The following is a 22,154-nucleotide window of genomic DNA, read 5'->3' as shown; positions in this document are numbered from 1 at the left end:
CCTAACCCACTCGATTGTCGAGAAGGTTTTCAGGGGCTTGCTGCCAGCATGGTCCCTCTTGCTGGAAAAGTGTTCGGGCATGAGTTGTTTCACCGATCAGCTCTGGAACGTGCCTCTCAATGAGAGCAAAGGTTTCCTCAATGAGCATATGGAGCAATTGAGTTCCAACAGGAGCTGGCATCTGAAACACCTGCTTCAAGCGCCCAGCCAGATGAAAAGGCGCAAAAGGAAGTTGTTCAACAAGGGCATCCAGCCACTTGAAGCCAGGATGATAGATCCGGTTGACTGCGAGCAGAAGCGTGAGGATTCTCTTTTGGGCAAAGCAATAGGAGTCATAGAGTACTAGCAGATCGCCCCGCTCGGCCAAGACTGAACGTTGCCAAGCAGGTGTGAAAAGGAGCCACTCACGGATGACAGCGGCGCGCAGTGCGTCAGGATAAGGAAGGGCATGGTCGCGCCAGCTCGTAAGTTGTGCCTTCCCAAAGAGAGGGAGGGCATGAAGAATGACAGAAATCAGGTATTGTTTGAGAATATCAGGGTCCGCATGGTCTACCACATCTCGGAGTATCTGCTCTATCGAGGAGACCGTCATATGGCACACATCCAGTTTCATACCTCTCACATGAGACAGGTATCCTCCCAGACCTGTTTTCTTGAATCGTAGGGGCGCAAGGTTCTCACTTGCCCTCCTGTAGCTTCGAGAAGGCGACGACGTTCCGCATCCGAGGGGGGCTCATTCCAAAAAATACCGAGTTCAATATCAGAGAACCGATCAGCTTGGTTGCGAGAAACAGACCCTCCGACAAAGGCGGCCTCCACATTGGGGTGTGTTGCATACTGCGGAGCGAGCCTTTGGGCAAAGTCATAGCGCCACTGGCTCGCTTCATGCATCTTCATCGTACCTCTTTTCTCTGAATAAAGGATTTTGTTGCAAGCATTACTCAAACCATGTTTTGATCAAGTTTCTTCACCTGCTCTCTCATCAGAATACAACGCTCCTTGCTCTCTGATCAAAGGCCTTGCCTTTCCTCTTGCGCTAACCGCTGTAACGCTTTTGCGAGAGTTTGTCGCAATTCCGCATCGGTGAGCGGGCTTGCAGCGGCCAGTTTCCCATAGAGCCGATCGATCTCGCGCTGCTTTTGTCGTAACTCGGCGTCTTTCTCAGCCAGGATATCCTTCACAGAGTGTGTCTGCGTCAGAGGCTCGTAGCGCAGGGCCAAGCGGTTAACGAGCATCTGGCCGCCTGGCTGGTACGCAAAGAGGCTAAAAGCCGTTATGGAGACGAACCAAGCCTTTTAAGAAACTCTGGATTTATCGCTTCTCATAGTTGACCGGACATGTTCCATATGCTATTATCACTCCTGATACTTGATTGTCTTTGACGTGTTTCTGCATGTTGCCAGTTCAGAAAGGAGGTGCAGTGATGCTTAGAAGCGCATACCGCGCAACATCGATGCCTGGCGTGAAGGGATGGAGATCCATTGGGGATGTTCTGAGAGCGTAGATATTAAGCTAGTATTTTGCTCTAGACCATTCTCGTTCACAAAAACCGCATCCTCTTTGCAATCTCCACGCGCCATATCTCCGCGTCTCCCGGTCTGGCCTTCCACGTTATCCCTTCTCGTGCTGGTATTCCTGTCGCGCATCCTCACCCTGCCTCCGCTCGTCTGTTTTGGGCTGGAGCAGGCTTCCTTATGCCTTTTGCGCTTACTTGCATACCACCATGAGGAGCATCTCTTTGCAATCAACCAATTCGATCACGAAAAAACCGTCGGCCTCGATGAAGAGTTTATCCGTATCCAAAGCTGGCTCCCAATCCGACGCGGCCAGGCCAGCTCATACACGCGGCAAAAAGTTTTTGTCGTATTACAAACCGTACATGGGCCTGTTTTTCGCAGATATAGCCTGCGCGCTCATCGTCTCCGCAATCACACTGTTCCTTCCGCTTTGCGCGCAATACATCACCAAAAACATCCTGGAAGGCAATGATCCGCATGAGCTACGCGACATTGCTTTGCTGGGCGCGTTCATGCTGACGCTGGTTGTAATCCAGACCCTGTGTACGATGTTCATTGACTGTCAGGGGCATATGATGGGAGCCAGGATGCAGAGTGATATGCGCACTGAACTCTTCGAGCATTATCAAAAGCTCTCGTTTGGCTTTTATGACGAACAAAAAGTGGGCCAGCTCATGACCAGGCTTACCGATGATACCTTCTGGCTGAGCGAACTCTATCATCATGGCCCTGAGGATATCGTCGTGACCTTCTTGACAGTCACTGGCGCATTTATCATTCTCGCGAAGATCAATCTTGAGCTGACGCTGCTGCTTTTTCTTTTCTTGCCTCTGATGACCATGTACGCGTTGTACTTCAATAAGAAGATGAATAAAGCGTTACGCAGCAGCAAGGATCGCATCGGGGATATCAATGCGCAAGTTGAGGATACGCTCGCGGGTATCAGGGTGGTCAAATCCTTTACCAATGAAGAGGCCGAAAAGCGCAAATTTGCCTACGCCAATCGTCGTTTTCTCGCCAGCCGCAGCGATGGCTATAGAAGTGAGGCGTACTTTTTCGGCGGGTTGGGAGCGTTTGCCCAGCTTATGACCATTGTTGTCATAGTTCTGGGCGGCATTGCGATTGTTCACGCTGCCCTGGATCTGGCGGATATGCTGACCTATTTGCTCTGCGTCGGCATTCTCGTTGATCCCATTAAAAAGCTGATCAACTTCGGCGAACTCTATCAGGAGGGCATCACCGGCTTCCAGCGCTTTATGGAGATTCTGGAGATAGAACCCGATTTGCAAGACACACCAAACGCGCGTGAGCTCACGCGCGTTCGAGGAGATATCGAGTTTCAGGATGTCAGCTTCAGATACAAAGAAAACCAGAAGGATGTTGTGAAGAACCTCTCATTGAGGATATGTGCTGGAGAATATATAGCCTTGGTCGGGCCTTCTGGCATTGGCAAAACCACGCTCTGCTCGTTGATTCCTCGTTTCTATGATGTCAGCGTGGGAAAGATTCTGCTGGATGGACATGATATCCGCGATGTGACCTTGCACTCATTGCGCAGAAATATTGGCATTGTCCAGCAGGATGTCTATTTGTTTGCCGGGACCATCGCGGAGAATATCCGTTACGGTAAGCTCGATGCCAGTGAACAAGAAATCATTGAGGCAGCCAAAAAGGCGCACGCGCATGATTTTATCATGGCGTTACCGGACGGCTATGATACGGATATCGGTCAACGTGGTGTCAAACTCTCAGGCGGGCAGAAGCAGCGCTTGAGCGTCGCGCGCGTCTTCCTCAAAAATCCCCCCATGATCATTTTTGATGAAGCGACGAGCGCGCTGGATAATGAGAGCGAGAAGGCTGTGCAAGACTCATTGGAGAAGTTAGCCGACAATCGCACAACGCTTGTCATCGCTCATCGTTTGTCAACTATCCGCAATGCTCAAAGGATCGTGGTATTATCCGAGAGCGGGATCAGCGAACAGGGGACACACGAGGAGCTTATCGCGCTGAATAGTGCCTATGCGAATCTGTACAACATGCAGGCAAAAATATGAGACTGGCTCCATTTTCACTGCCCTGATCGCTTTTACAGGGTTTCTCAAAACTCATCATTAAAACCCAAAGGTGACCTGCGGTCGCTGGTCTGAGAGTAAGCCTGGTGACTTTTGAGAAACCCTGAGAGCGAATGGTCTCCTTCTCCGAACCGTCACACCGCATGTACCAGCCTGCGCAGAGAGACGCTACGCGCCTGCCTCTTGCTCCCTGACTGGATAGCGTTTCGGTTTGGGTTCCCCGACGCGCCTGGTTCGTCTGGGTTTCGCTGGCACACTGCCTGCGGAAGCATCAGTCGAAGTCTATGATGCGGAACCGATGGATTCGGATGAGACGTTGATCTCTGTTTCAGCAGGAGAACCGGCCAGGTTTTCGGTTTTCTTCTTGCGGCTTCGTTTGGATGGAGTGATGGGCGATGTCTCTCCTGATTCGGCCTGGACGACACTTGTCTTATCTGCGGCGCCACCAGAAGCCGCCTCGGCCTTCTTGCGCGCAGGTCTTTTTGATTGGCGGCGGCGAAACTGCCGAACTTTCCGGTGCAGGCGTGCCGGAAACGTCTTCGATTCCCTCTGCTGGTTGCGTCATATTCACCGCCGATGAAGCTTCCACAACGTCAGGAGTCTCGCGTGGGGGAAGGGGAGGAACGGGAGCAATCAGTACGAATAGTCCCCCACGCGTTTCAACCGTGACACATCAACCGGCATAGAAAGATCCGCGAATCTACATCTACATCTACATCTACATCTACATCTACATCTACATCTACATCTACATATATGCATTTCTGAGATATTGTACAGTATACTACTGTGTCCCGCTGCTTTCTCAGTTTTTTTCTGAAAACACCTGATAATGTGTGTGAAGTGATAGAATATCTTGCATACAAAAATTTTGAGGACAAGGTACCATGCATGCTATTGATCAGCAAACGAGTGAGGCTCATGAAGATTATCGGCTGCTTGCTCAAGCTCTGCGTGCCTACATTGAGCAACACCTCCTGCCTCAAGCAACGGAAGCTTCGTTCCCATATACGTTGAGGAAGCGTTCTGGCACGCCACTCCTCTCATTGACCGTTCTGGCTCAGGTGAGAGCCTCTCGAAGAGAAATAATCGCCTTTTTCGTCTCTGATTCCAGCAGATCTATCGGAATCAGAGGGATATGGCACCACGGTGTTGAAGAACTCTTTTATGTCCAGCAAGAGCACAGTCAATTTCTCTGCCGGTTGCTTCGCTCCCAGGACGATGAAGTCATAGGAGAGGGCCTGCGCTGGCTTAGCGCTCATATTTTGACCTGGCATCAAATGATTTGAACTGGAGCAGATACTCCTTTAAAAAATACATCTCCCCTGGAATACATAGAAACACCACACGCCATGCTATCATAAAACCTCCCGATTGATCGTAAAAATTATCATGTGAGCAACAGCCGTATTTGAAGCATGTCTTAAATGATATACTGAGTAGTATTGCGCTTTATTTGCGGTAAGGAGTGTGTAGAACAATGAAGATAGGCATTATGCTTCCCCAGGAATGGGAAAGAAGCCAGATAGATCCCGTAGAAGCATATGAACAGATGACGCATGTTGCTCAGGAGGCTGAAGCATCAGGCTTTACCTCGGTATGGCTCTTTGAGCATCTTCAATCAACTTCTCACCCAACTGACAGGGCCATCTTCGAGGCCTGGACGAGCACAGCAGCGCTTGCTCGCGATACCAGGCGTATACGCATTGGTCAACTGGTCACCTGTAATAGTTTTCGTCATCCCGCTCTGCTCGCCAAAATGGCAAGCACGGTTGACGTGCTCAGCCACGGCAGACTTGAGGTAGGTCTTGGCGCAGGCTGGCACGAGCCAGAATATCTGGCATATGGATATTCGTTTCCCGATACCCCCACGCGTTTACGCCAACTCAAAGAAGCGCTCCAGATCATCAAGGCGATGTGGACAGAGAATGAGGCATTCTTTGAAGGAAAACAGTATCACGTACGCGGCGCTATTAATCAGCCAAAAGGAGTACAGCAGCCGCATATTCCGTTGCTTATTGGTGGAAAAGGTGAACAGGTGACACTGAAGCTTGTGGCACGTTATGGAAACGCTTGCAACTTTACCCATCCAGACCCGGAGGAAATGAAGCGTAAATTTGCTCTTATCAAACGACATTGTGAAGATATTGGGCGCGACTACAACGACATTCGTCGCACCATTTACGTCAATGGTTGTCTTGGGGAGACTGACGCTGAAGCTATCACCAGTTTTCAAAGTGTTCCAGGCAAAGTCACTCTCGATCACATTCGTTTGCGTGGCTTATTGGGAAGCCCTGAAACCATTAGGCAACGTTTTGCTGCCTATGAAGAGGCGGGCGTGCAAGAGATTATCGTCTCCCTACGGGATGTCGCGCAAATAAAGCCATTACATCTTCTTGCTCAAAGCATGCATGCATAAAGAAATATAGAGAGTTACAGGCGAGCAGATATCTCAACTGGTCAAGGTCCGCTCGCCTCTACCCTTTTTGGAGATAGATAGTGCTGAGAAGCCGCCCTAAGCGTTTAACCGCAAAATTGTCTTTGTAAGGACTCGCTATTAACACCGAGTACAGTTCATTCACACGAGCAAGATGAGAGGTGGAATGAACTTCCTTGCAAGCATTGAAAGCATTAATAGCTTCGTTTGTCGCTGTCGCATAATCTTCCAGGTAAAAGGCAGCTTGCGCATACAGGATATGTGTCCAGGCCCTTCTCCTGGTGTGACTTGCTCCCTCTGTAAGCATTTCAAGATCAAGCAGTTCGTCTAACGCCTTTGCTGGCCGCCTAATCGCCAGAAATGTTTTGGCTCTGCCGAGGATCAGTCGCCTCTTGTCTAGCCCTTTCATATCCCCGTTCAAGAGGATTTGTGTATGGAAATCATCGCTGCTATCCACGTCTATAAAGTTCTCTGCTTGCTCTATGAGTTTCAATGCAATCGAGACATCTGTTGGAGAGGTTGACAGAAGCCCTTTCGCGCGCGCCATTTCTGAGTAAATAATCCCTTTCAACTGAGGGCTGGCATATTTGAGCGCTCGCTCAAAGTCCGTAAAAGCGGCTTCTAGTTTTTCTTTTTGAAGGACAATTTTCCCCTGTTTTACCTGGTTGCCAAATGCTCCCCATGCGAGATTGACAACTCCTCGTGTATACTGAGATGCTGCAATAACCTGCAAGGCATATAGGTCATCGCCCATTTCTTTCGCCAAACGCACGCTTTCATTGGCAAATGCATATGCCTGCTTGAAGTCTCCACGATCACGCTGGATGGTGGCTGCTAATCGGTAATAGCTATTTAACAGTTCGCATAGATGGCGTGCAAGGCTTCCATGAGCGGTTTGTTGAATGGGAACAAGGTTGCCAATGTAGGTAAGCAGACCAGGGAGGGCATCCTGGGCAGTTTGTGCATAGTGCAATTGCCAGAAAATACGAGCTTCTTTGCTATACCATTCCATATCCAAAGAAAGATAGGCTAACGTCGAAGGGGCCTGAGTCTGGGTTAAGGCATGATAGGCTATCGACTCCAACGACGCAAGGCCGAGAAGAAGAGGAGGAATATTGAGAATTTTTATGAGTATCCTACGCCGTGAGAAGTCAGTTGGAACTTTGTTTTGCTGCTCCATCTTAAGTATCCACCTTGCTGTGACCTGTGAATTTGTGGCTTCGCCGTATTGCTTCGCCAGTTCTTCTGCACTCATCTTTAATGTACGTCGATAGTGCCGTATCACCTCTCCAGCGTGGGGCCAGCCATCTTCCTGCGGCGTAAATGGGCCATATTCACCTTTTGCCCCCCAGAATGTTTTCTCCACTCTGCTCACATCCTCTCTGCGTCTTCTGTGCATGCCACATGCATGCCTTTCTATCACTTATTAAAACGAGAATTCTGCTCAAATATCACCTTGATATAAAAGAAGTGAACTTTTTAGTTCATGGGAGCAAAGAAGAAACATATTGCGTACAAAAAGATGCTAATCTTACTTTTGAGAAACGAATGACGGATAAGCGGTTTCTTACAGACCTGTATGAAACACTGTTACAAAACAAGCTAATAAGGGAGAGTGAGATAGATGCATATAACCAATCAGAGTGAAGTAGCTCACCTTCTGGACCAAATTCAAATGCAATATCAAGCAGCGCATAACGGCTTACATAGATACGCTATGGTTGCACAGCATCGTATGCGCACGACTCAAACAGAGCGGATAGGGATACTACACCAGGAATTGCAACAGATCGTCGGCGAAGATGAGGCTATCCAACTTGTCGCGCAGGCATTAGACCAGTTGTAGAGGAGAAAGCATGGTAGCACATAGGCAGATTTCTACTCTCACAACAGAAGTGATGCCTTCGCTTCAAGAGGCCAATCTCCAACAAGGACACATGTTGGTCTATAACCAGGCACGTGATCGGTGGGAAGGCGGAGTGGAGGGGTGGTTTCTCTGGATGGAGCATTCTACCTTCCTGCTCTATGTCAATGCATATCTTGAGTTTCACAAGATAACGCATCCTACCAGAGAGCAAATGCAAGAAGCTGTCAAACATTGTGCTCGCCTTGCATACTGGGACGGGTGCGAACGCTTCTATGATCGTCGCGTCCACGTCCAACGTTCAAAAATGGAAGCACATCAGGAAAGGAATCCATCATGCCCCTCTTCTCTCTTTTGAAACGGAAACAGCGTGGAACCATTCCCGCCTTTGAGGCTCCTCCTCTCAATACAACGCCAACAGCGACCATCATTGGAGAGAGGCGCTTCCGCGTCGATGTGCCATATCTGTTTCCCAAAGATATGCCCGAATACGATAGATTAACTTTCCAGCACTACTTTCTGAAAACCATGCTCAACAATAGTAATTATGCCGCGCCACTCGAATATCCCAAACGCATTTTAGATGTTGGTTCAGGCACCGGCATCTGGGGGCGCGAAATGGCGCAGACATTTCCCGGCGCTCAGGTCGTCGGCTTCGATATTGAAGCCCAAACGCCGCTTTCACATGTTCTTGAAATACCGTCCAATTGCCTGTTTATCCAGGGTGATGTGCTCAAAGGTCTTCCGTTCTCCGACAATGATTTCGATTTCACCCATCAGCGTTTGATGGTTGCAGCTCTCCCTGCTCGCATCTGGCCTTTTGTTGTGAGTGAGCTGACACGTGTCACACATCCAGGTGGGTATGTCGAACTGATTGATGCGGCTGACACCTTCGAGAATATGGGGCCTGCGACAAAAAAGTACATGGAGTGGTGGCACAAAGCGGAACGGCGAACCGGCTTTGACGCATCTCTGATGACAAAACTGCCTGAACTGCTTGGCCAAGCTGGTCTCCAGGATATCAAAGATTACACCATTAAAGTCCCTCTTGGGGCCTGGGCTGGTCGCGGCGGTGAGCTTCTGGCAAAGGACTTGCACGCGATTTTTGCCAATCTCAAATCGTTCTATTGTTCCACACTCAAGCTCTCCGAGCAGGAGTTCGAGACAATGCTGAAGGCGCTTCCTCGGGAATGGGAAAACCATCATACGTACTTCCATTTTTATCTCGCTTATGGCCAAAAGATGATGAGCTGAGAGGCAGGAGGGTCATGATGCAGCGTCAACCAGGAAAATATCAGCTCGCGTTTCATCGTTCAATGACCTTTCATACCATTGATGGGAAAACGCTCTTCCTGTCGTCGGCTGAAATCGTGCCTGTAGAACTCCTGAAGGCCATTCCCGCGACGAAGGCAGTCCCGGCGCTCTATGAACTAGCCTTGACGCTCGATGGTGAGCGCAAAGTGCTCATTGTCAACAAGAACAGCGTGGAACTGCGCAAGGTGAGAAACCAGAACGTCCCTTGCATGGCCCCCTTACAACGTATCGTCACAACACACAACGAGGAAGGACATGACTGAAACATGTGAGCAAGCCGGGCAGGATAGGAAGACACCAAGCGTGTCACTCGCCCCTTATGAATTGGTCTCTCTCGACAACATCCTGATAAGTTACCAGACGTACCTTCTTCGTCCAGTGCCGATGACGGACAGGAGAAACAGCACTTCACGCATATACTGAATATACGACGAAGAATTGGGCGATTGATTCGTCCGGGAATGGCCATCGGGAATGAACTCATTGAGCTGAACGAGGGCGAGTTGGCGACAATTACTGCAGCGCTCAAGATGTTGAGCGAGCTGGTAAGCCTCTTCTTCACACAGATAAAAGTATGAGGTACATATTTATGTTATTTGCGCTCGATATTGATCGAACCATTGCTATAGATCAAAACGCGTATGCCATCTTTATCAATACGTTACTCAATCTCTCCATTTCACAAGAGGTCCTGATGGCAGTAGAGAGTTATTGGGCGTTCTGCAAGCTCCCTGAGGTTGAAGCCTACCGCTTTGCTTCACCTGAAAATGAAGAGCGTTTTCAAGCTGCCTTTATGCAAGCGAAAGAAGCGCTAGAGGTTCTGGCCCTGCTCCACCCTCTTCCTGGCGCTGCTGCTGGTGTACAGACGCTCATGCGGTATGGAAAGGTTGCATACTACACCTCGCGTGGCTTTGAGATGCAGGACACCACTCGCGCCTGGCTAGCGCAACATGATTTCCCTCTGGGGCTAGAAATTGTCTCGTGCAAAAATTTTTATGTCAAATACATGGCATCGTACTCCAATACAAAAGCCACCAATGAACCTGTTGTGCTCATTGATGACAATGCAAGCAAGCTCATAAGCGCCTGGCCCCGCGCTCTTGAAAAGTGGCCTGTTCTTGACGAATACCCTTCCCGCTTGACGCTTGTCGCCTTTGGCACACCCCTGGATGAACTCTCAATCCACGATGTTCCGTTTCCTGTGCTCGGCCTGCCGAGTTGGGAGCCTGAACATATACAGTCCCTTCTTGATCGTGTGTTATTAGCTTCCCACAAGGAGGAATCAACCCATGACCACTAGTTCCCATGTCCCTGTCCCTTGTACCCGTAAGCCAGCCATCTTGAGCCAGATCGAGGCGTGGCCGTATTGGAGTGACATTGTCGCTGTTGCTGTCAAGGAATATGGTCTCTCGGAAGAAGAGGCGCAAGCTATCCTGCCTGAATACCAACGTTTCCTGGCGCTCCTCGCGGCAGAGCAGCGATTGGGGATGCATAGCGTTGCCGTGGACAAATTGTGGCACGCTCATGTGTTGCACACCCGGCTGTATAGCCTCTTCTGTCAGGAGTATCTTGGGCGCTTTATTGACCATGTGCCAGTTTGCACCACGGCTTATGAATGTGAAACGGGTCCAGATACAAACCCGCTTCCTGTTCCTCCGCCACAACCACCCAAGCCGCCCGAGAAAGCAATTTATCTCTCAGCACCAACGCAAGCACGCTTCTGGCTCGCCTATCACCGCTTCTTCGGTGAAGCGCCTAGCCCAGCTATCTGGAATCTGCCTGATGCTGAGAGTGCGGCTGTTCCAGCATAGGGCCTCCAATGGTTGCGCCCCATCCCGACATGTTGACTTATTCGAAAAGAAAGGACCTTTCGACGATGAACCCAGTAACGATTCTTGTCCCCTCGGGGAAAGAGTATCATTCTTCTGATGTCGCCACCATTCGCGCGCAGCGACGGAGTTCTCTGGGCATGCAGTTTGTGGGAATTACTCCTCTGGCAAACGGTGCTGTCAGCGACAAAAATTCGACCAACTCCAATGAGGAGACCTCCAACGACGGCACAAGCAAGCTTGATCCCGTCTACGACGATGACTAGCATAAGAAAGGCAGGCACATGATTCTCATTCTCTCACGAGATGGTGATTCCCATGTGCGGCGCGTGGTGGCCGAGCTTGATCGGCTCGGTCACCCGTGGTACCGCTTCGATCCATGTGATATTCTGGCCCAGGTGCAGGTAACGATTACCCCTGGAGCGTTGCAGAGCAGTACGCTTCGCTTTCCCGATGGCACTATCCTCTGCCTCGGTGAGATTACCAGCGTGTGGAATCGCCGCCCCTCTCCTATCGAGGTGCCAAAGGAGCGCACAGATCTGCTTGCTCTGGAGAAGACCTTTATTGAGCGGGAAGGGAAGGCTGGCGTATGGGGAACCCTGCGTGCGCTCCCAGCCTTATGGGTCAATCATCCCGATGCTGTGAGCGCCTCCTCCTATAAGATTCGTCAGCTTGAAGTGGCGCGTGCCCTTGGCCTCTCAGTCCCTCATTCCCTGGTGACCAATGTGCCAGAGGATCTGCAATCTTTCTATAAAGAGCACCAGGAGCATATTATCTATAAGCTGATGGGATATCCAGCCTATGAAGACAGTGCTGGGATTGGCCTCCGAGTAGTAATGGAACGAAAAACAACGCTAAGGAATTTGCCCTCCCATTGAGGGATATCCCATCTCTTTCTTCATGGAAGGGCAAATTTGGAAGCATCATTGTGAAGAAAAGATCCGAAGAGCGGAGTGCCCTCTCAGGGTTATGTCGGCCAAGAAGGGACAGAATATGAGGAACAGAAGGCTATGCGCGGACCACATTTTGAGCGCTCTCGTCCATCCCCTCTTGCTCTGGTTCCGTTTCTTCCAATTCCCGTAAGGGATGAAACGCTCCCTGGCGGATCTCATCGGAGAGAGAAAAGGTATAGCGTCCGAGCAGGTTGATATGCTCATAGCCAAGTGGAGAGAGGCGTTCAACATCCGCGGGCTCGATGGTCATGCCTCGACTTCGCATATCTTCCAAGGCTCGATTCATGTACAACGTATTCCAGAGGACGATGGCATTCACGACCAGCCCGAGCGCACCCAATTGCTCTTCCTGTCCTTCTCGGTAGCGTTGTCGGACCTCCCCTTTTTGCCCGAAATAGGTTGCTCGTGCCAGACTATGGCGGCTTTCGCCTTTATTCAACTGGATCAAGATGCGTCGTCTGTAGGCCGGGTCATCAATATAGGAGAGCAAGTAAAGTGTTTTAGCAATGCGTCCCAGTTCCCCAATGGCTCTAGCTAAGGTGGAAGGGCGTCCGCCTCCTTGCAATGCTCGCAAGAGTTCGGTCACATTGACCTTTTGGAGCTTGAGAGAACCGGCCACGCGTAACAGATCATCCCAGTTTTGGGTGATCAAGTCTCGATTGATCGTCTGCCGTGCCAATCCATTGAGAACACCGTAGTCCGCCGAAGTGTCCATGCGCCAGAAGCGCGATTCGCCAACATCAGCGAGGCGAGGACTGAATTGATACCCAAGCAGGTGGAATAAACCAAAAATGACGTCGGAGTACGATGCCGTATCGGTCATGAGTTCCTTGGGCCGAAGTCCGGTTTCTTGATTCAGCAATCCTTCCAGAACCACGAATGAATCGCGCATCGTCCCCGTCACAACAATATTTTTAAAGCCACTAAACTGATCGCTCGTGTAGTTCACCAGCGTGATCCCGCGCCCTGTGCCAAAGTATTTTGGGTTGGGGCCGGCATTCAAGGTTCGCAGCGGAACGGTAAAACGCAATCCATCCGCACTAGCGACTTCTCCACCACCCCAGACCTGTGCGAGAGGAATCGAGGCTTGATAATCCACCAACCGGGCGTTGGCACGCGAGAGGGTATCGGGTCGAATGTAATTTTGTTGCACGTAGAGCAACCGATCACGCTCAAGGGCCGGAACACCTTTGCGGATCATGGGAGTCAAGCCCACATTACAGGCTTCTGCAATGAGGATAGCACAAATACTTGTTGCCAAGTCGTCGAGACGAGAGCGGCCTTCACTGATATGGGTAAATTCTGGCCCAAAGCCCGTGCGCTCTTGCATTTCCAGCAGCAGTTCAGGCAAATCAACCGTTGGTAAGCGACGAGCGACACGGGGACGCAACTGTTGCAAACTCTCTGGCTCCTCTACTTTGTCCAATCCCGTGAGGACGAGCGTATCATGTTCCTGTCCTGTTCGGTTTTTGACCTTCTCGATGCGCACGCCTTCTTGAGGAAATCGGGCAGCAGTGTTGCGATATGCTGTATCTAACCGTTCAGCTAACTCGTCTAGCTCTTTCTCCGGAGTCACTGATCTTCCTAATGACTGACAGATGGTCGGTCGAACCCGTTCCCAGGCATCTCCCGTGAGGAGTTTCGCACGTGGATCACCCCAACGTATGCTCTCATCTACGAAGACATCGTGGCGTCGAAGAGCCTCATGGAGCCGCTCCAGGACGCATAAGGTGTAGTAGCGACGATCAATAGGCTGACCTGTTGGCGCAACATGGCGTTTCCAAGAAGCTGGCACGACCTCCATTGGAGCGCCCTGCATGGACGGCTGTTTACGCTCTTCCAGGTCTTTAAGAAAGGTGAGTGCACTGAGAACCGGTTTGCCTGCCTCGTTACTGGTAAAGGAGATCGTACGCAGAAGTGCTGGAAAAAAGCGACGGACCGAGGAATACCGGGCGACAATTTCCTGATAGTAGTTGTCATCGGCAGGACGGGCCAGAGCATAAATGGTCTCGACTGCTTCTGTGATCTTGGTCTGTTTTTCGGTGAGAAACGTTCGTACCTGGATATCCGTCCACTCTGGAGTGATGACTTTCTCGCTCATCTCTGCAAGCGCTAATGCGGCAGCATCGAGATCGCGAAGTGTCCGTAGGCGTTCTTTCTTCCCAGAGCTGGTAGAGCGTGCGAGCAGATCTCGAATGAGCATATCGAAAACATCCAGGGAATCATCTTGTGCCGTGACCACCAGGTGGCGAGCAAAGGAAACCAATGTGGCGGTACGACGCTGCTCGGTCAGCCTGGCAATGCTCTGAGCATTGGTGGTCACGGCGTATTGTGCCAGGGCTTTGATGCGAGACGCTGGGATATTCACCAGATCCTCTTGCCCGACGTCCAACTGACGTGCTTCTGTAAGACGAGCAAGCGCGGCAACCAGAACAGGGGCACTGGCACGAGAAGGCGCACGGCGCAGCCGTTCGAGATTGGTGACGCGGGACACACCAGCACGGGCAAGTAATCCCTCTAGATCTGTGCGTTGTTCAGGCGAGACGGTTGCACTAAGCTGTTGCCATAAGCGCTCTGCAACCCGTTCGCGGATAGTAGAGATGAGACGGGTGAGCGTCGTTACGCCTGGCAAGAGCACTTTTTTCTCCAGTAACCATGCGGTTGCCAAGTCAAAGAGAACACTGGGTCGCTCAGTCCCGATCCAGATGCGTGCATAGAGGAAACGCATCAAGGCAAATCCTCCACGGGGGTCCGAAAACTCTGTATAGCCAGAGTATAGCCGGATTTCTTGAGCGTGATCCTGCTGGGTCTGGACCCGTTCGGCGTAACGAACGACACATTGCGCATCAGCAATACTCAGTTGGGAAGCCATGTAGGTAATCACCCGGATGGGAATATTGACTGGATCACCGAGAAACGTTCCAAGAAATCTCGCGTGCCGATCTGGAGCGCGAACCCCAAGCGGTTATGCTCTCCACGACGTTGGGCAATGAGGGCACGATCTTCATCGTCCAGATGAAAATAGCGGGCGAGTTGCTCGGGGGATGGTTCACCAACATAGCGACCATAGCGCTGCTCTTGTTCCTCGGTTAAATACTCAACAGGCATCGCTCATGCCTCCTCTCCTATGCTTTACGGGCGCAGGCTGTAGATACGTGTGTTTAAAATAGCTGAGTAGGAGAGAGCATCACAAGCAAACGCACACAAACAGGACCAATGTCTGCTCAACCAGCGCTCGTCTTTTCTGGAAGGGCAATGGCCCAAAGGGAGGAGGTGAAGCGTACGGAAAACGTTCATTTTCCGTACGCTTCACCTCCTCCCACAGATCACCACAGATTTCCTTCTTTTCGCCTTCAAGAACCGTCGGTAAAACCATTCCGGAAATCAACGTCAAAATACTTGCATTTCATGATGAGTTCTCGTACGATAACCACAATCAGAGAGAATGAAGGAGGACTGATGAAAATAGGATATATGCGCATATCAAAAGGAGAACAAACGACGGACTTGCAAGAAGACGCTTTAGCCAGCGCACAGTGTGAAAAAACCTTCCGCGATGTGATGAGTGGAGCAAAAGATGAGAGACCTCAATTTTTAGAGATGGTGAAGTTTGCCCGTCCCGGGGACACGATTGTGGTCTGGCGACTTGACCGCCTCGGCAGATCGCTCAAGCATCTTATTGAAACGGTCATGGACTTGCAGGCACGCAGGATCAATTTCTTGAGCCTCACAGAAAGCATCGATACTTCCACACCAGGAGGGAAGTTCACCTTCCATCTCTTCGGGGCACTAGCAGAAATGGAACGGGATATCATCCGACAAAGGACACAGGCGGGCTTGGAAGCAGCTCGTGCGCGAGGGCGCATTGGAGGCAGGCCAAAGGCAATCCAGAGCATGGACCCAAAGAAAGTGCAGCGTGCCAAAGAGTTGTATGCGAAAAAAGAGATGACCGTGCCTGATATTATGAAATTGACGGGATTTAAGAGCAAAGACACCTTTTATAAGTATGTGGTGAATGCAGAGAGAGAATAACTGTACCTTGACCTCATTCCTGGCCAAATTGGGGCTCCATATCTTGGTCGCTCATACGCTTGAAGCGGCTTCTAGCCTTGATTGTCTCCTCTAGCCTTCATTGACGAAAAAGTACGGCGTACCATATAATTAGCAAAATTGTGCTCGCATGGCCGCGCTAACGTAACAACGATGAGTGGTACGAATCGGCCTATAGAGTAAACTGACAACATAGCATTTCGTGCCACAAGCGTAAATGTAGGATATAACAGCAGTTATATGGTACAAAGTAACCAATCGTCAGAGTTCAACTTTCAAATCTAAAGCATTTGTTACCTAAATGCCTCGAAAGTGGGGGCCTGTGCCCTTCCTGGGAGCCTGGGATGATGTCGCTGTAAATCGGCGCGAGTCGATGTCATCCACTATAAGTTTTTCCACAGAGCGAAACTCAACACTTTGTACGCGTTGCTTGGCATGAAAATGCGTAGGATGGTGGTAACGTGCCGAAATCTTCCCTCATTTTTGATGTCCGAAGAGGGATTTTCAAGGGAATACGGCGAATATATTGAAATAATGGATTTCATATGCTAAAGTGAACCAAGCAGGCTGTATCAGTCATGAGAGGTTGCCTATGAGTCAGAGAGACCAATCAGAGGACCTGCCCCAGGAGGGGGTACACGTTACCTGGAATAGAAAGACCCCCTTCGATAACGTGCCCGAAACATGGCAGATCGGTGATCTTATCCTTCAGGAGTACGAAGTGACCAGGCTGTTGGGTAAGGGAGGTATGGGGGTCGTGTATAAAGTACATGATCGTTTGAGAAACGTTGATCTAGCGGTAAAGAGCCCCATGTCAGATATGTTCTCCAGTGAGGAAGCCATAGAGAACGTTGTACGCGAGGCTGAAACATGGGTTCATCTGGAGCCACATCCCAACATTGTTCTCTGTTTGTATATCCTCACACTCGGTCACATCCCGCGTATCTTTGCCGAATATGTTGAGGGAGGCAGTCTCAAGGAGTGGATTCAGCGGCGTAAACTCTACAAGGGCGGGCAGACGGATGCTCTGACACGAATACTTGATGTCGCCATTATGATGGCCTGGGGCATCCACGCCGCTCATGAGCAGGGATTGGTCCACCAGGATATCAAGCCAGCCAACGTGATGATGACAGGGGATGGCATTGCCAAAGTGACTGACTTTGGGCTCTCCAGAGCACGAGCGCTGGCTGGCAAGCGCACGGACAGGAGCGCGGAGCATAGCATCCCGGTCACTTCAGGAGGTTACTCGATACTCTATTGCTCCCCGGAGCAGTATGAAGAGGAGGCGCTGGGTCGCAGGACAGACATCTGGAGCTGGGCCGTATCGGTCTTAGAGATGTTTGTCGGGGACGTGACTTGGAGGACTGGAATAATGGCATTGGATGCGCTGGACAAGTACAAGCCCCAGGAGGGGATCATTCCCTTGATGCCACCTGAAATCGAGCAGGTACTCAGACAATGTTTCCAGCCCCGACCAGAAGATCGTCCGGCCAGCATGCTGCAAGTCGCAAATGAGCTGAAAGCAATTTATCAGCACCAGTTAGGCCGTCCCTACCCTCGTACTGAGAAAAGCCATCGGGCAATTCCCAGATTCCACACCCTGACGAATCGGGCGAACTCCCTCAACGAGCTGGGAAAATACGAAGAGGCGCTGGCAACATATGAAGAGGTGATACGTCTTGATCCCAATGGCGCCCGGATATATAGCAACAAGGGCAGTGTGCTGTTCCAGCTCGGTCGCTACGAGGAAGCGGTGGCCGCATTTGAAGAGCATATTCGCCTTGATCCAGAGAGCCCAGAGGCTTACTTTAACAAAGGGAAGACATTGATCGCCCTCGATCGTCCAGAGGAAGCGCTGGCGATGTTCGAACAGGCTCTCTGGCTTGATCCCTACGATGCCCGTAAATATTACCATAAGGGCAACATGCTCATGGCCCTCAAGCGCTATGAAGAGGCGCTGGTTGTCTTTGAGCAGAGTATCCAGCTTGATCCAGAGCCTGTGGATGCCTATGCTCAGCGAGGCGATATCTTGTCTGAACTTGGTCGCTATGCAGAGGCTCTGGCAATGTATGAACAGGTCCTGGCTCGTGATCCCAATCGTGCTGAGATGTATGTTAAGCAAGGGTCTCTTCTCTACATGCTTGATCGGTTTGAAGAAGCAGCGGATGCGTTGGAACAGGCTCTATGTCTTGATCCTGGCCTGACTCAGGTCTATCTTGCGCAAGCCGGGCCTCTGCAAAGGCTCGGCCGCCTTGAGGAAGCAGTAGCTGCGCTTGAGCAGGCTATTCACCTTGATCCGAAGAATGCCGATGCATATTTTAGTCAAGGTGGTATGCTCATTACCCTTAAACGCTATGGGGAAGCACTGAACGCAATAGAACAATACATGCGTCTTCGACCCGACGACGCGTTCGCTTACGTTGCGCGAGGAGAAGTTTTGGTGTCGCTCAATCGTCCAGAGGAAGCGCTCGAAGCGGTTGAGCAGGCTATTCGTCTTAATCCTAATGATTCGCGCGCGTACGCGTTAAAAAAGAAGATAGAGCTTGTCCTCAGTCCCGGTAAAGAAGCGCCGGCGGAGCTTGAGCAGAAGACCGTTCCCGCTCAAGTAGGTGCGTTCGTTGCTCAAGGTGAAGCGCTGGAAGAAGGAAAACGGTGTGAGGAAATACTAGCTGTGCTCGATGAAGCCATTCGCCTTGATCCCACGAACGCTTACCACCATAATGATAGAGGCACTGCCCTCTTTTTCCTCAAGCGCTATAAGGAGGCGCTGACAGAATTTCAACTGGCTATTCTCCTTCATCCCCGCTACGCAATTGCGCACCAGAATAAAGGCAGGATATTGTTTGAACTGAAGTGTTATGAGGAAGCACTGGCAGAGTTTGAAGAGGCTCTGCGCCTTGATCCTACGATTGCTGAAGCCTATCTCAACAAAGGTCTCCTTCTGCTTGAACTGGAGCGCTATGAGGAAGCGCTGGCGACGTTTCAAGACGGTGTGCAGCTTGATCCCCCTGATGCCCGTATATACCACAATCTGGGCGCTGTTTTGAGGATGCTTGAGAGGGACGAGGAAGCGTTAGACGTCTACGAGCAGATGCTGCAGCTTGGTCTTGGCTCTGCAGATCTCTATCTGTCGCAAGGAGGGGCTCTGTATGCCCTTGAGCGCTATGAGGAAGCATTGGTGGCGGTCGAGCAGGCTCTTCGCCTTGATCCCGACAATATAGCCTCACATCTTGCTCAAGGCCAGATTCTCTATTCCCTGGAGCACTATGAGGAAGCACTGGTGGTGGCCGAGCAGACTCTTCACCTTAATCCCGACACTATAGCCTTACGTCTTGATCAGGGCCAGTTTCTCTATACGCTCGGGCGCTATGAGGAAGCACTGGCAGCGGTCGAGCAGGCTCTTCGCCTTGATCCTGAGGATATCCGTGCGCTTCTTCTGGAAGAGGGGATACAATCTGCCAGGAGCAGTGGAACGCAACCAGAGCGGAGGCGCGGCATTCCCCTTGCCAGCCAGATAGAGATGGTACCAGATAAAGTCCTGGAAGCGCTCAAGCGGCAAGAGGAGGCCATGCATCCTGATCCCGATCGTATTGAAAAACTTGTTGCGCGGGGGAAAGACTTGTTCAAGCGTAAGCAATATAATGAGGCGCTCGAAGTGATTGAGCAGGCCATTGGTCTTGATCCCAATCATGCAGAGGCCTATGAGGTGAAAAGTCGGGTTCTGGTTGGACTTAGCCTCAAGAAAGCAGCGCTTGAAGTGCTTGAGCAGGCCATTCGCCTGAATCCTTATTATTCAGACTATAGTTCTTACGGCTTGCTCCTCCATGAGCTGGGGCGTCATAGGGAAGCACTCAAAGCCTTTGAGCAGCACATTCACTTTGATCCTGGCTTTGCTCCCGCCTATTTTATGAAAGGCAAGATTCTGCTTTTCCTCAAACGCTACGAGAAAGCGCTGATCGAGTTTGAGCGAGCCATTCACCTTGACCCCAACATCGCAGATTTTTATCAAGGTAAGGGCAAAGCGTTACAGGCCTTAGGAAGAGGGAAGGCGGCCAAGGCTGCTTTCGCGAAAGCAAAAACAGGAAGGATGCTCTTCGGATGATACAACTAAAGCTGACTGCTGGCTCGAAGTATATAAAAAGGACTGAAGAGCAGGCTATCAGGGAGCTCCAACGCCTCCTCTCCCGAGAGAATGGATATATCCTCCCGGCTACGTTTATCGGCAAACAGACCATGGATCGCGAGATCGATGCCATACTGCTGCTACCAGATGCCATCTTCTTGCTTGACTTTAAAAATTGGCGCGGGCAGCGCATAGAGGTTGAGGGGAGCAATAGCAAGGTGAGACGGTTCGTCGATGGTGTATGGAAAGAAGAGCACAATGCGCTGCCAAACTATCGGTACGCAGCAAAGGAATTAGGGGGCCGTCTGAAAAAAGAAAGGCGCTGGCTACCCGTTGCTCCGCCTATTTACGCCGCACTTGTATTTACGAGTATAGATCTTGATACGCGGCCCCAGATCTCATTTGCCGGGGGAGATCCGCAGCGACCACAGCCTGAAGGAGCAGCGGGCGCCTGCCGCATTGAGCAGTTGCCGCAACTGATCGCTGCCTTCCGCGCGGCTACTCCCACGAATAAGGTGCATCTGAACGCGATGCAACAAGCAAAGGTAGCCGAGGTACTTCTCTCAGAAGTGAAAGCGGCGGCCAAACCTCGTCAGCACAGCATCGAAGGGTATCTTCTCCTTGGAGAACATCACACCGATTCCTTTCTCGACTGTAAAATCTATCTGGGCGAGGGAGAAGTGTTCAAAGATCCAGTCTGGATCAAAGAATATGGACAGGTGCTGGCTTCACAAGACCAGCGCGCCAAACGAGAACAACTGGTCTTACGCCACGCTGATGTCTTGACTCGTTTTGCCCAACACAAGCATATTGTCGAGTACCGTACATTCAAATCAACAGATGACAGCCTCTATGTCATCCTGGCGCGCAGGTCGGGGGCTTTTTTGAGCGAACTTCTCACAGGAGAGCCGCATCGCCAAACTCCAGAGGAGGAATTGAAACGTATTCCTTTTGATCTGGCCGCGCGTTTCCACATCCTGGGAGGGCTGCTCAACGCATTGCAATATCTTACGCAGCAGCCGGGCTTTAAGAAGAGCGCTTACCGAGATCTGCGCCCAGATAGCATTTTTGTGCAATACAGTGAATCGGAGCTGATCGCGCAATTATTTAATTTTGATTGTACAAAAATACCAGGAAGAGAGACCAGGCTCAATCATCTTAAAAAGGGAAAAGAGCGCGATAAAATGTGGGATGAGTATGCCTCGCCAGAGTTATTAGAATATGTCGATAAAGGGCAGAGCACGCCAGGAGCGCCAGCCAGCTTCAAAGGAGATGTACGAAGCGATATTTATTCCTGGGGGATTATTGCCTGGGAACTGCTGACCGGGGAGCTACCTTTCAAAAAAAGCGATGACAAGCTAGTTGAGAGACGAAAACCCTGGCCTGATCAGCTTGCGCCGGAACTGCAACTGGCAGGGAGTATCCTGGAGCCGGAAGCGATTCGCCTGATAGAGGCATGCCTGGTTATTGACCCGGCCAGGCGACCCGATCTGGCGACGCTGAGAAGGTGCTTTCCCTAAAAAAATGATGGAACCAGAGCGGGAAATTCCCAAATGCCCAAGAGTTGCGTAACAAGATTAGGGCGGTGACTTTGAGACGCTGCTCATGCTACTTGACCCGGATGTGGTGTTCCGACATGAGCAGCCCACAACCCTGCCTGCGGGCGCGTTAAAAGAGGCCAGTGGTGCAGCCTCTGTTGCCAGACAGTTCGCGGGAAGTACGCAGGGAGCACGGCTGGTTGTGATAAACGGCTCGGTAGGACTTGTTGTAGCCCCGCGTGGACAGCTCCTCCTCGTCGCCACGTTCACGATCACGCACGGCAGGATCACCCAGATCAACGCGATTTCCGATCCCGCACATCTCCGCCAGCCCGACCTCTCGGTTCTGGGTGACTGACGAACTGGCGCAACCAACTGCTGTTTGGGTTTGAACTTCATGTCAAGCTCCAGTCCGAGGAGGTTCTCTCTCGTGCGTCCTTCGCCCTGTGTGAGC

At 51.0% G+C, this 22,154-nt stretch carries 21 protein-coding genes and 1 pseudogene; 16 read left to right on the top strand and 6 right to left on the bottom strand.

Features of this window, described 5'->3' with window-relative positions:
• Position 1: 1 nt before the first annotated feature.
• The 4 genes from KRAC_RS58485 to KRAC_RS74300 all read right to left on the bottom strand — a co-directional run bounded on the left by KRAC_RS58485 (position 2) and on the right by KRAC_RS74300 (position 1,610).
• A complete protein-coding gene (locus KRAC_RS58485) occupies positions 2-613 on the bottom strand; it encodes a DUF4037 domain-containing protein (protein ID WP_040448609.1) in 612 nt (203 codons plus the stop codon).
• A 5-nt stretch (positions 614-618) separates the two neighbouring features.
• Positions 619-897 (bottom strand): nucleotidyltransferase domain-containing protein, encoded by a 279-nt coding sequence (locus KRAC_RS58480; RefSeq protein WP_040448608.1) that lies wholly within the window; start codon positions 895-897, stop codon positions 619-621.
• 113 nt (positions 898-1,010) lie between these two features.
• A complete protein-coding gene (locus KRAC_RS58475) occupies positions 1,011-1,235 on the bottom strand; it encodes a hypothetical protein (RefSeq protein ID WP_007923153.1) in 225 nt (74 codons plus the stop codon).
• A gap of 192 nt (positions 1,236-1,427) precedes the next feature.
• Positions 1,428-1,610, bottom strand: coding sequence for a hypothetical protein (locus tag KRAC_RS74300; RefSeq protein WP_040448607.1), 183 nt, complete (start codon positions 1,608-1,610; stop codon positions 1,428-1,430).
• A gap of 170 nt (positions 1,611-1,780) precedes the next feature.
• On the opposite strand from KRAC_RS74300, the gene KRAC_RS58465 reads away from it, so the two are divergent.
• The 4 genes from KRAC_RS58465 (at position 1,781) to KRAC_RS58455 (ending at position 6,008) form a co-directional block, all read left to right on the top strand.
• Positions 1,781-3,571 carry an ABC transporter ATP-binding protein gene (locus KRAC_RS58465; protein WP_007923151.1) on the top strand — a complete coding sequence of 597 codons (1,791 nt, stop codon included), beginning with the start codon at positions 1,781-1,783 and terminating at the stop codon, positions 3,569-3,571.
• 229 nt (positions 3,572-3,800) lie between these two features.
• Positions 3,801-4,169 (top strand): hypothetical protein, encoded by a 369-nt coding sequence (locus KRAC_RS74295; protein WP_169461084.1) that lies wholly within the window; start codon positions 3,801-3,803, stop codon positions 4,167-4,169.
• 307 nt (positions 4,170-4,476) lie between these two features.
• On the top strand, positions 4,477-4,878 hold the full coding sequence (locus tag KRAC_RS58460) for a hypothetical protein (RefSeq protein WP_007923150.1): 402 nt from the start codon (positions 4,477-4,479) through the stop codon (positions 4,876-4,878).
• A 191-nt stretch (positions 4,879-5,069) separates the two neighbouring features.
• The gene (locus KRAC_RS58455; protein WP_007923148.1) at positions 5,070-6,008 is read left to right on the top strand and encodes an LLM class F420-dependent oxidoreductase; all 939 of its coding nucleotides are present in this window, start codon (positions 5,070-5,072) and stop codon (positions 6,006-6,008) included.
• 58 nt (positions 6,009-6,066) lie between these two features.
• Here the strand turns inward: KRAC_RS58455 and KRAC_RS58450 are convergent, their stop codons facing one another.
• A complete protein-coding gene (locus KRAC_RS58450; RefSeq protein ID WP_007923145.1) occupies positions 6,067-7,392 on the bottom strand; it encodes a helix-turn-helix domain-containing protein in 1,326 nt (441 codons plus the stop codon).
• Positions 7,393-7,650: 258 nt separating this feature from the next.
• Between KRAC_RS58450 and KRAC_RS58445 the strand changes: the two genes are divergently transcribed.
• The 8 genes from KRAC_RS58445 to KRAC_RS58410 all read left to right on the top strand — a co-directional run bounded on the left by KRAC_RS58445 (position 7,651) and on the right by KRAC_RS58410 (position 11,911).
• Entirely contained in the window at positions 7,651-7,872 is a 222-nt protein-coding gene (locus KRAC_RS58445) for a hypothetical protein (protein ID WP_007923141.1), read from the top strand.
• A gap of 10 nt (positions 7,873-7,882) precedes the next feature.
• On the top strand, positions 7,883-8,248 hold the full coding sequence (locus tag KRAC_RS58440; RefSeq protein ID WP_007923138.1) for a hypothetical protein: 366 nt from the start codon (positions 7,883-7,885) through the stop codon (positions 8,246-8,248).
• The gene (locus KRAC_RS58435) at positions 8,227-9,144 is read left to right on the top strand and encodes a class I SAM-dependent methyltransferase (RefSeq protein ID WP_007923137.1); all 918 of its coding nucleotides are present in this window, start codon (positions 8,227-8,229) and stop codon (positions 9,142-9,144) included. Before KRAC_RS58440 ends, KRAC_RS58435 begins: the two co-directional genes overlap by 22 nt.
• A 14-nt stretch (positions 9,145-9,158) precedes the next feature.
• Positions 9,159-9,467 (top strand): hypothetical protein, encoded by a 309-nt coding sequence (locus tag KRAC_RS58430; RefSeq protein ID WP_211221563.1) that lies wholly within the window; start codon positions 9,159-9,161, stop codon positions 9,465-9,467.
• 326 nt (positions 9,468-9,793) lie between these two features.
• A complete protein-coding gene (locus KRAC_RS58425) occupies positions 9,794-10,504 on the top strand; it encodes a hypothetical protein (protein WP_007923132.1) in 711 nt (236 codons plus the stop codon).
• Positions 10,494-11,015, top strand: a complete 522-nt coding sequence (locus KRAC_RS58420; RefSeq protein WP_007923130.1) for a glycine-rich domain-containing protein — start codon at positions 10,494-10,496, stop codon at positions 11,013-11,015. Before KRAC_RS58425 ends, KRAC_RS58420 begins: the two co-directional genes overlap by 11 nt.
• Before the next feature lie 65 nt (positions 11,016-11,080).
• Positions 11,081-11,299, top strand: coding sequence for a hypothetical protein (locus KRAC_RS58415; protein WP_007923129.1), 219 nt, complete (start codon positions 11,081-11,083; stop codon positions 11,297-11,299).
• A gap of 18 nt (positions 11,300-11,317) precedes the next feature.
• Positions 11,318-11,911, top strand: coding sequence for an MvdC/MvdD family ATP grasp protein (locus KRAC_RS58410; protein WP_007923128.1), 594 nt, complete (start codon positions 11,318-11,320; stop codon positions 11,909-11,911).
• A gap of 130 nt (positions 11,912-12,041) precedes the next feature.
• Here KRAC_RS58410 and KRAC_RS58405 read toward each other — a convergent pair.
• Positions 12,042-15,094: pseudogene (locus KRAC_RS58405) on the bottom strand (Tn3 family transposase).
• A 108-nt stretch (positions 15,095-15,202) separates the two neighbouring features.
• Between KRAC_RS58405 and KRAC_RS78955 the strand changes: the two are divergent.
• The 4 genes from KRAC_RS78955 (at position 15,203) to KRAC_RS58380 (ending at position 22,058) form a co-directional block, all read left to right on the top strand.
• The gene (locus KRAC_RS78955) at positions 15,203-16,018 is read left to right on the top strand and encodes a recombinase family protein (protein ID WP_274532245.1); all 816 of its coding nucleotides are present in this window, start codon (positions 15,203-15,205) and stop codon (positions 16,016-16,018) included.
• Between the two features lie 610 nt (positions 16,019-16,628).
• Positions 16,629-20,141, top strand: coding sequence for a tetratricopeptide repeat protein (locus tag KRAC_RS58390; RefSeq protein ID WP_007923126.1), 3,513 nt, complete (start codon positions 16,629-16,631; stop codon positions 20,139-20,141).
• Positions 20,138-21,682, top strand: a complete 1,545-nt coding sequence (locus tag KRAC_RS58385) for an NERD domain-containing protein kinase family protein (RefSeq protein WP_007923125.1) — start codon at positions 20,138-20,140, stop codon at positions 21,680-21,682. The genes KRAC_RS58390 and KRAC_RS58385 overlap by 4 nt, the downstream gene beginning before the upstream one ends.
• Before the next feature lie 85 nt (positions 21,683-21,767).
• Positions 21,768-22,058, top strand: a complete 291-nt coding sequence (locus tag KRAC_RS58380; RefSeq protein WP_052569436.1) for a sigma-70 family RNA polymerase sigma factor family protein — start codon at positions 21,768-21,770, stop codon at positions 22,056-22,058.
• Positions 22,059-22,154: the final 96 nt, after the last annotated feature.

Origin of the sequence: Ktedonobacter racemifer DSM 44963 (genome assembly GCF_000178855.1) — a bacterium.
GTDB classification, from domain to species: domain Bacteria; phylum Chloroflexota; class Ktedonobacteria; order Ktedonobacterales; family Ktedonobacteraceae; genus Ktedonobacter; species Ktedonobacter racemifer.
The sequence above is the reverse complement of the archived record's forward strand: the minus strand, read 5'-3'. Positions and strand labels throughout refer to the sequence as shown.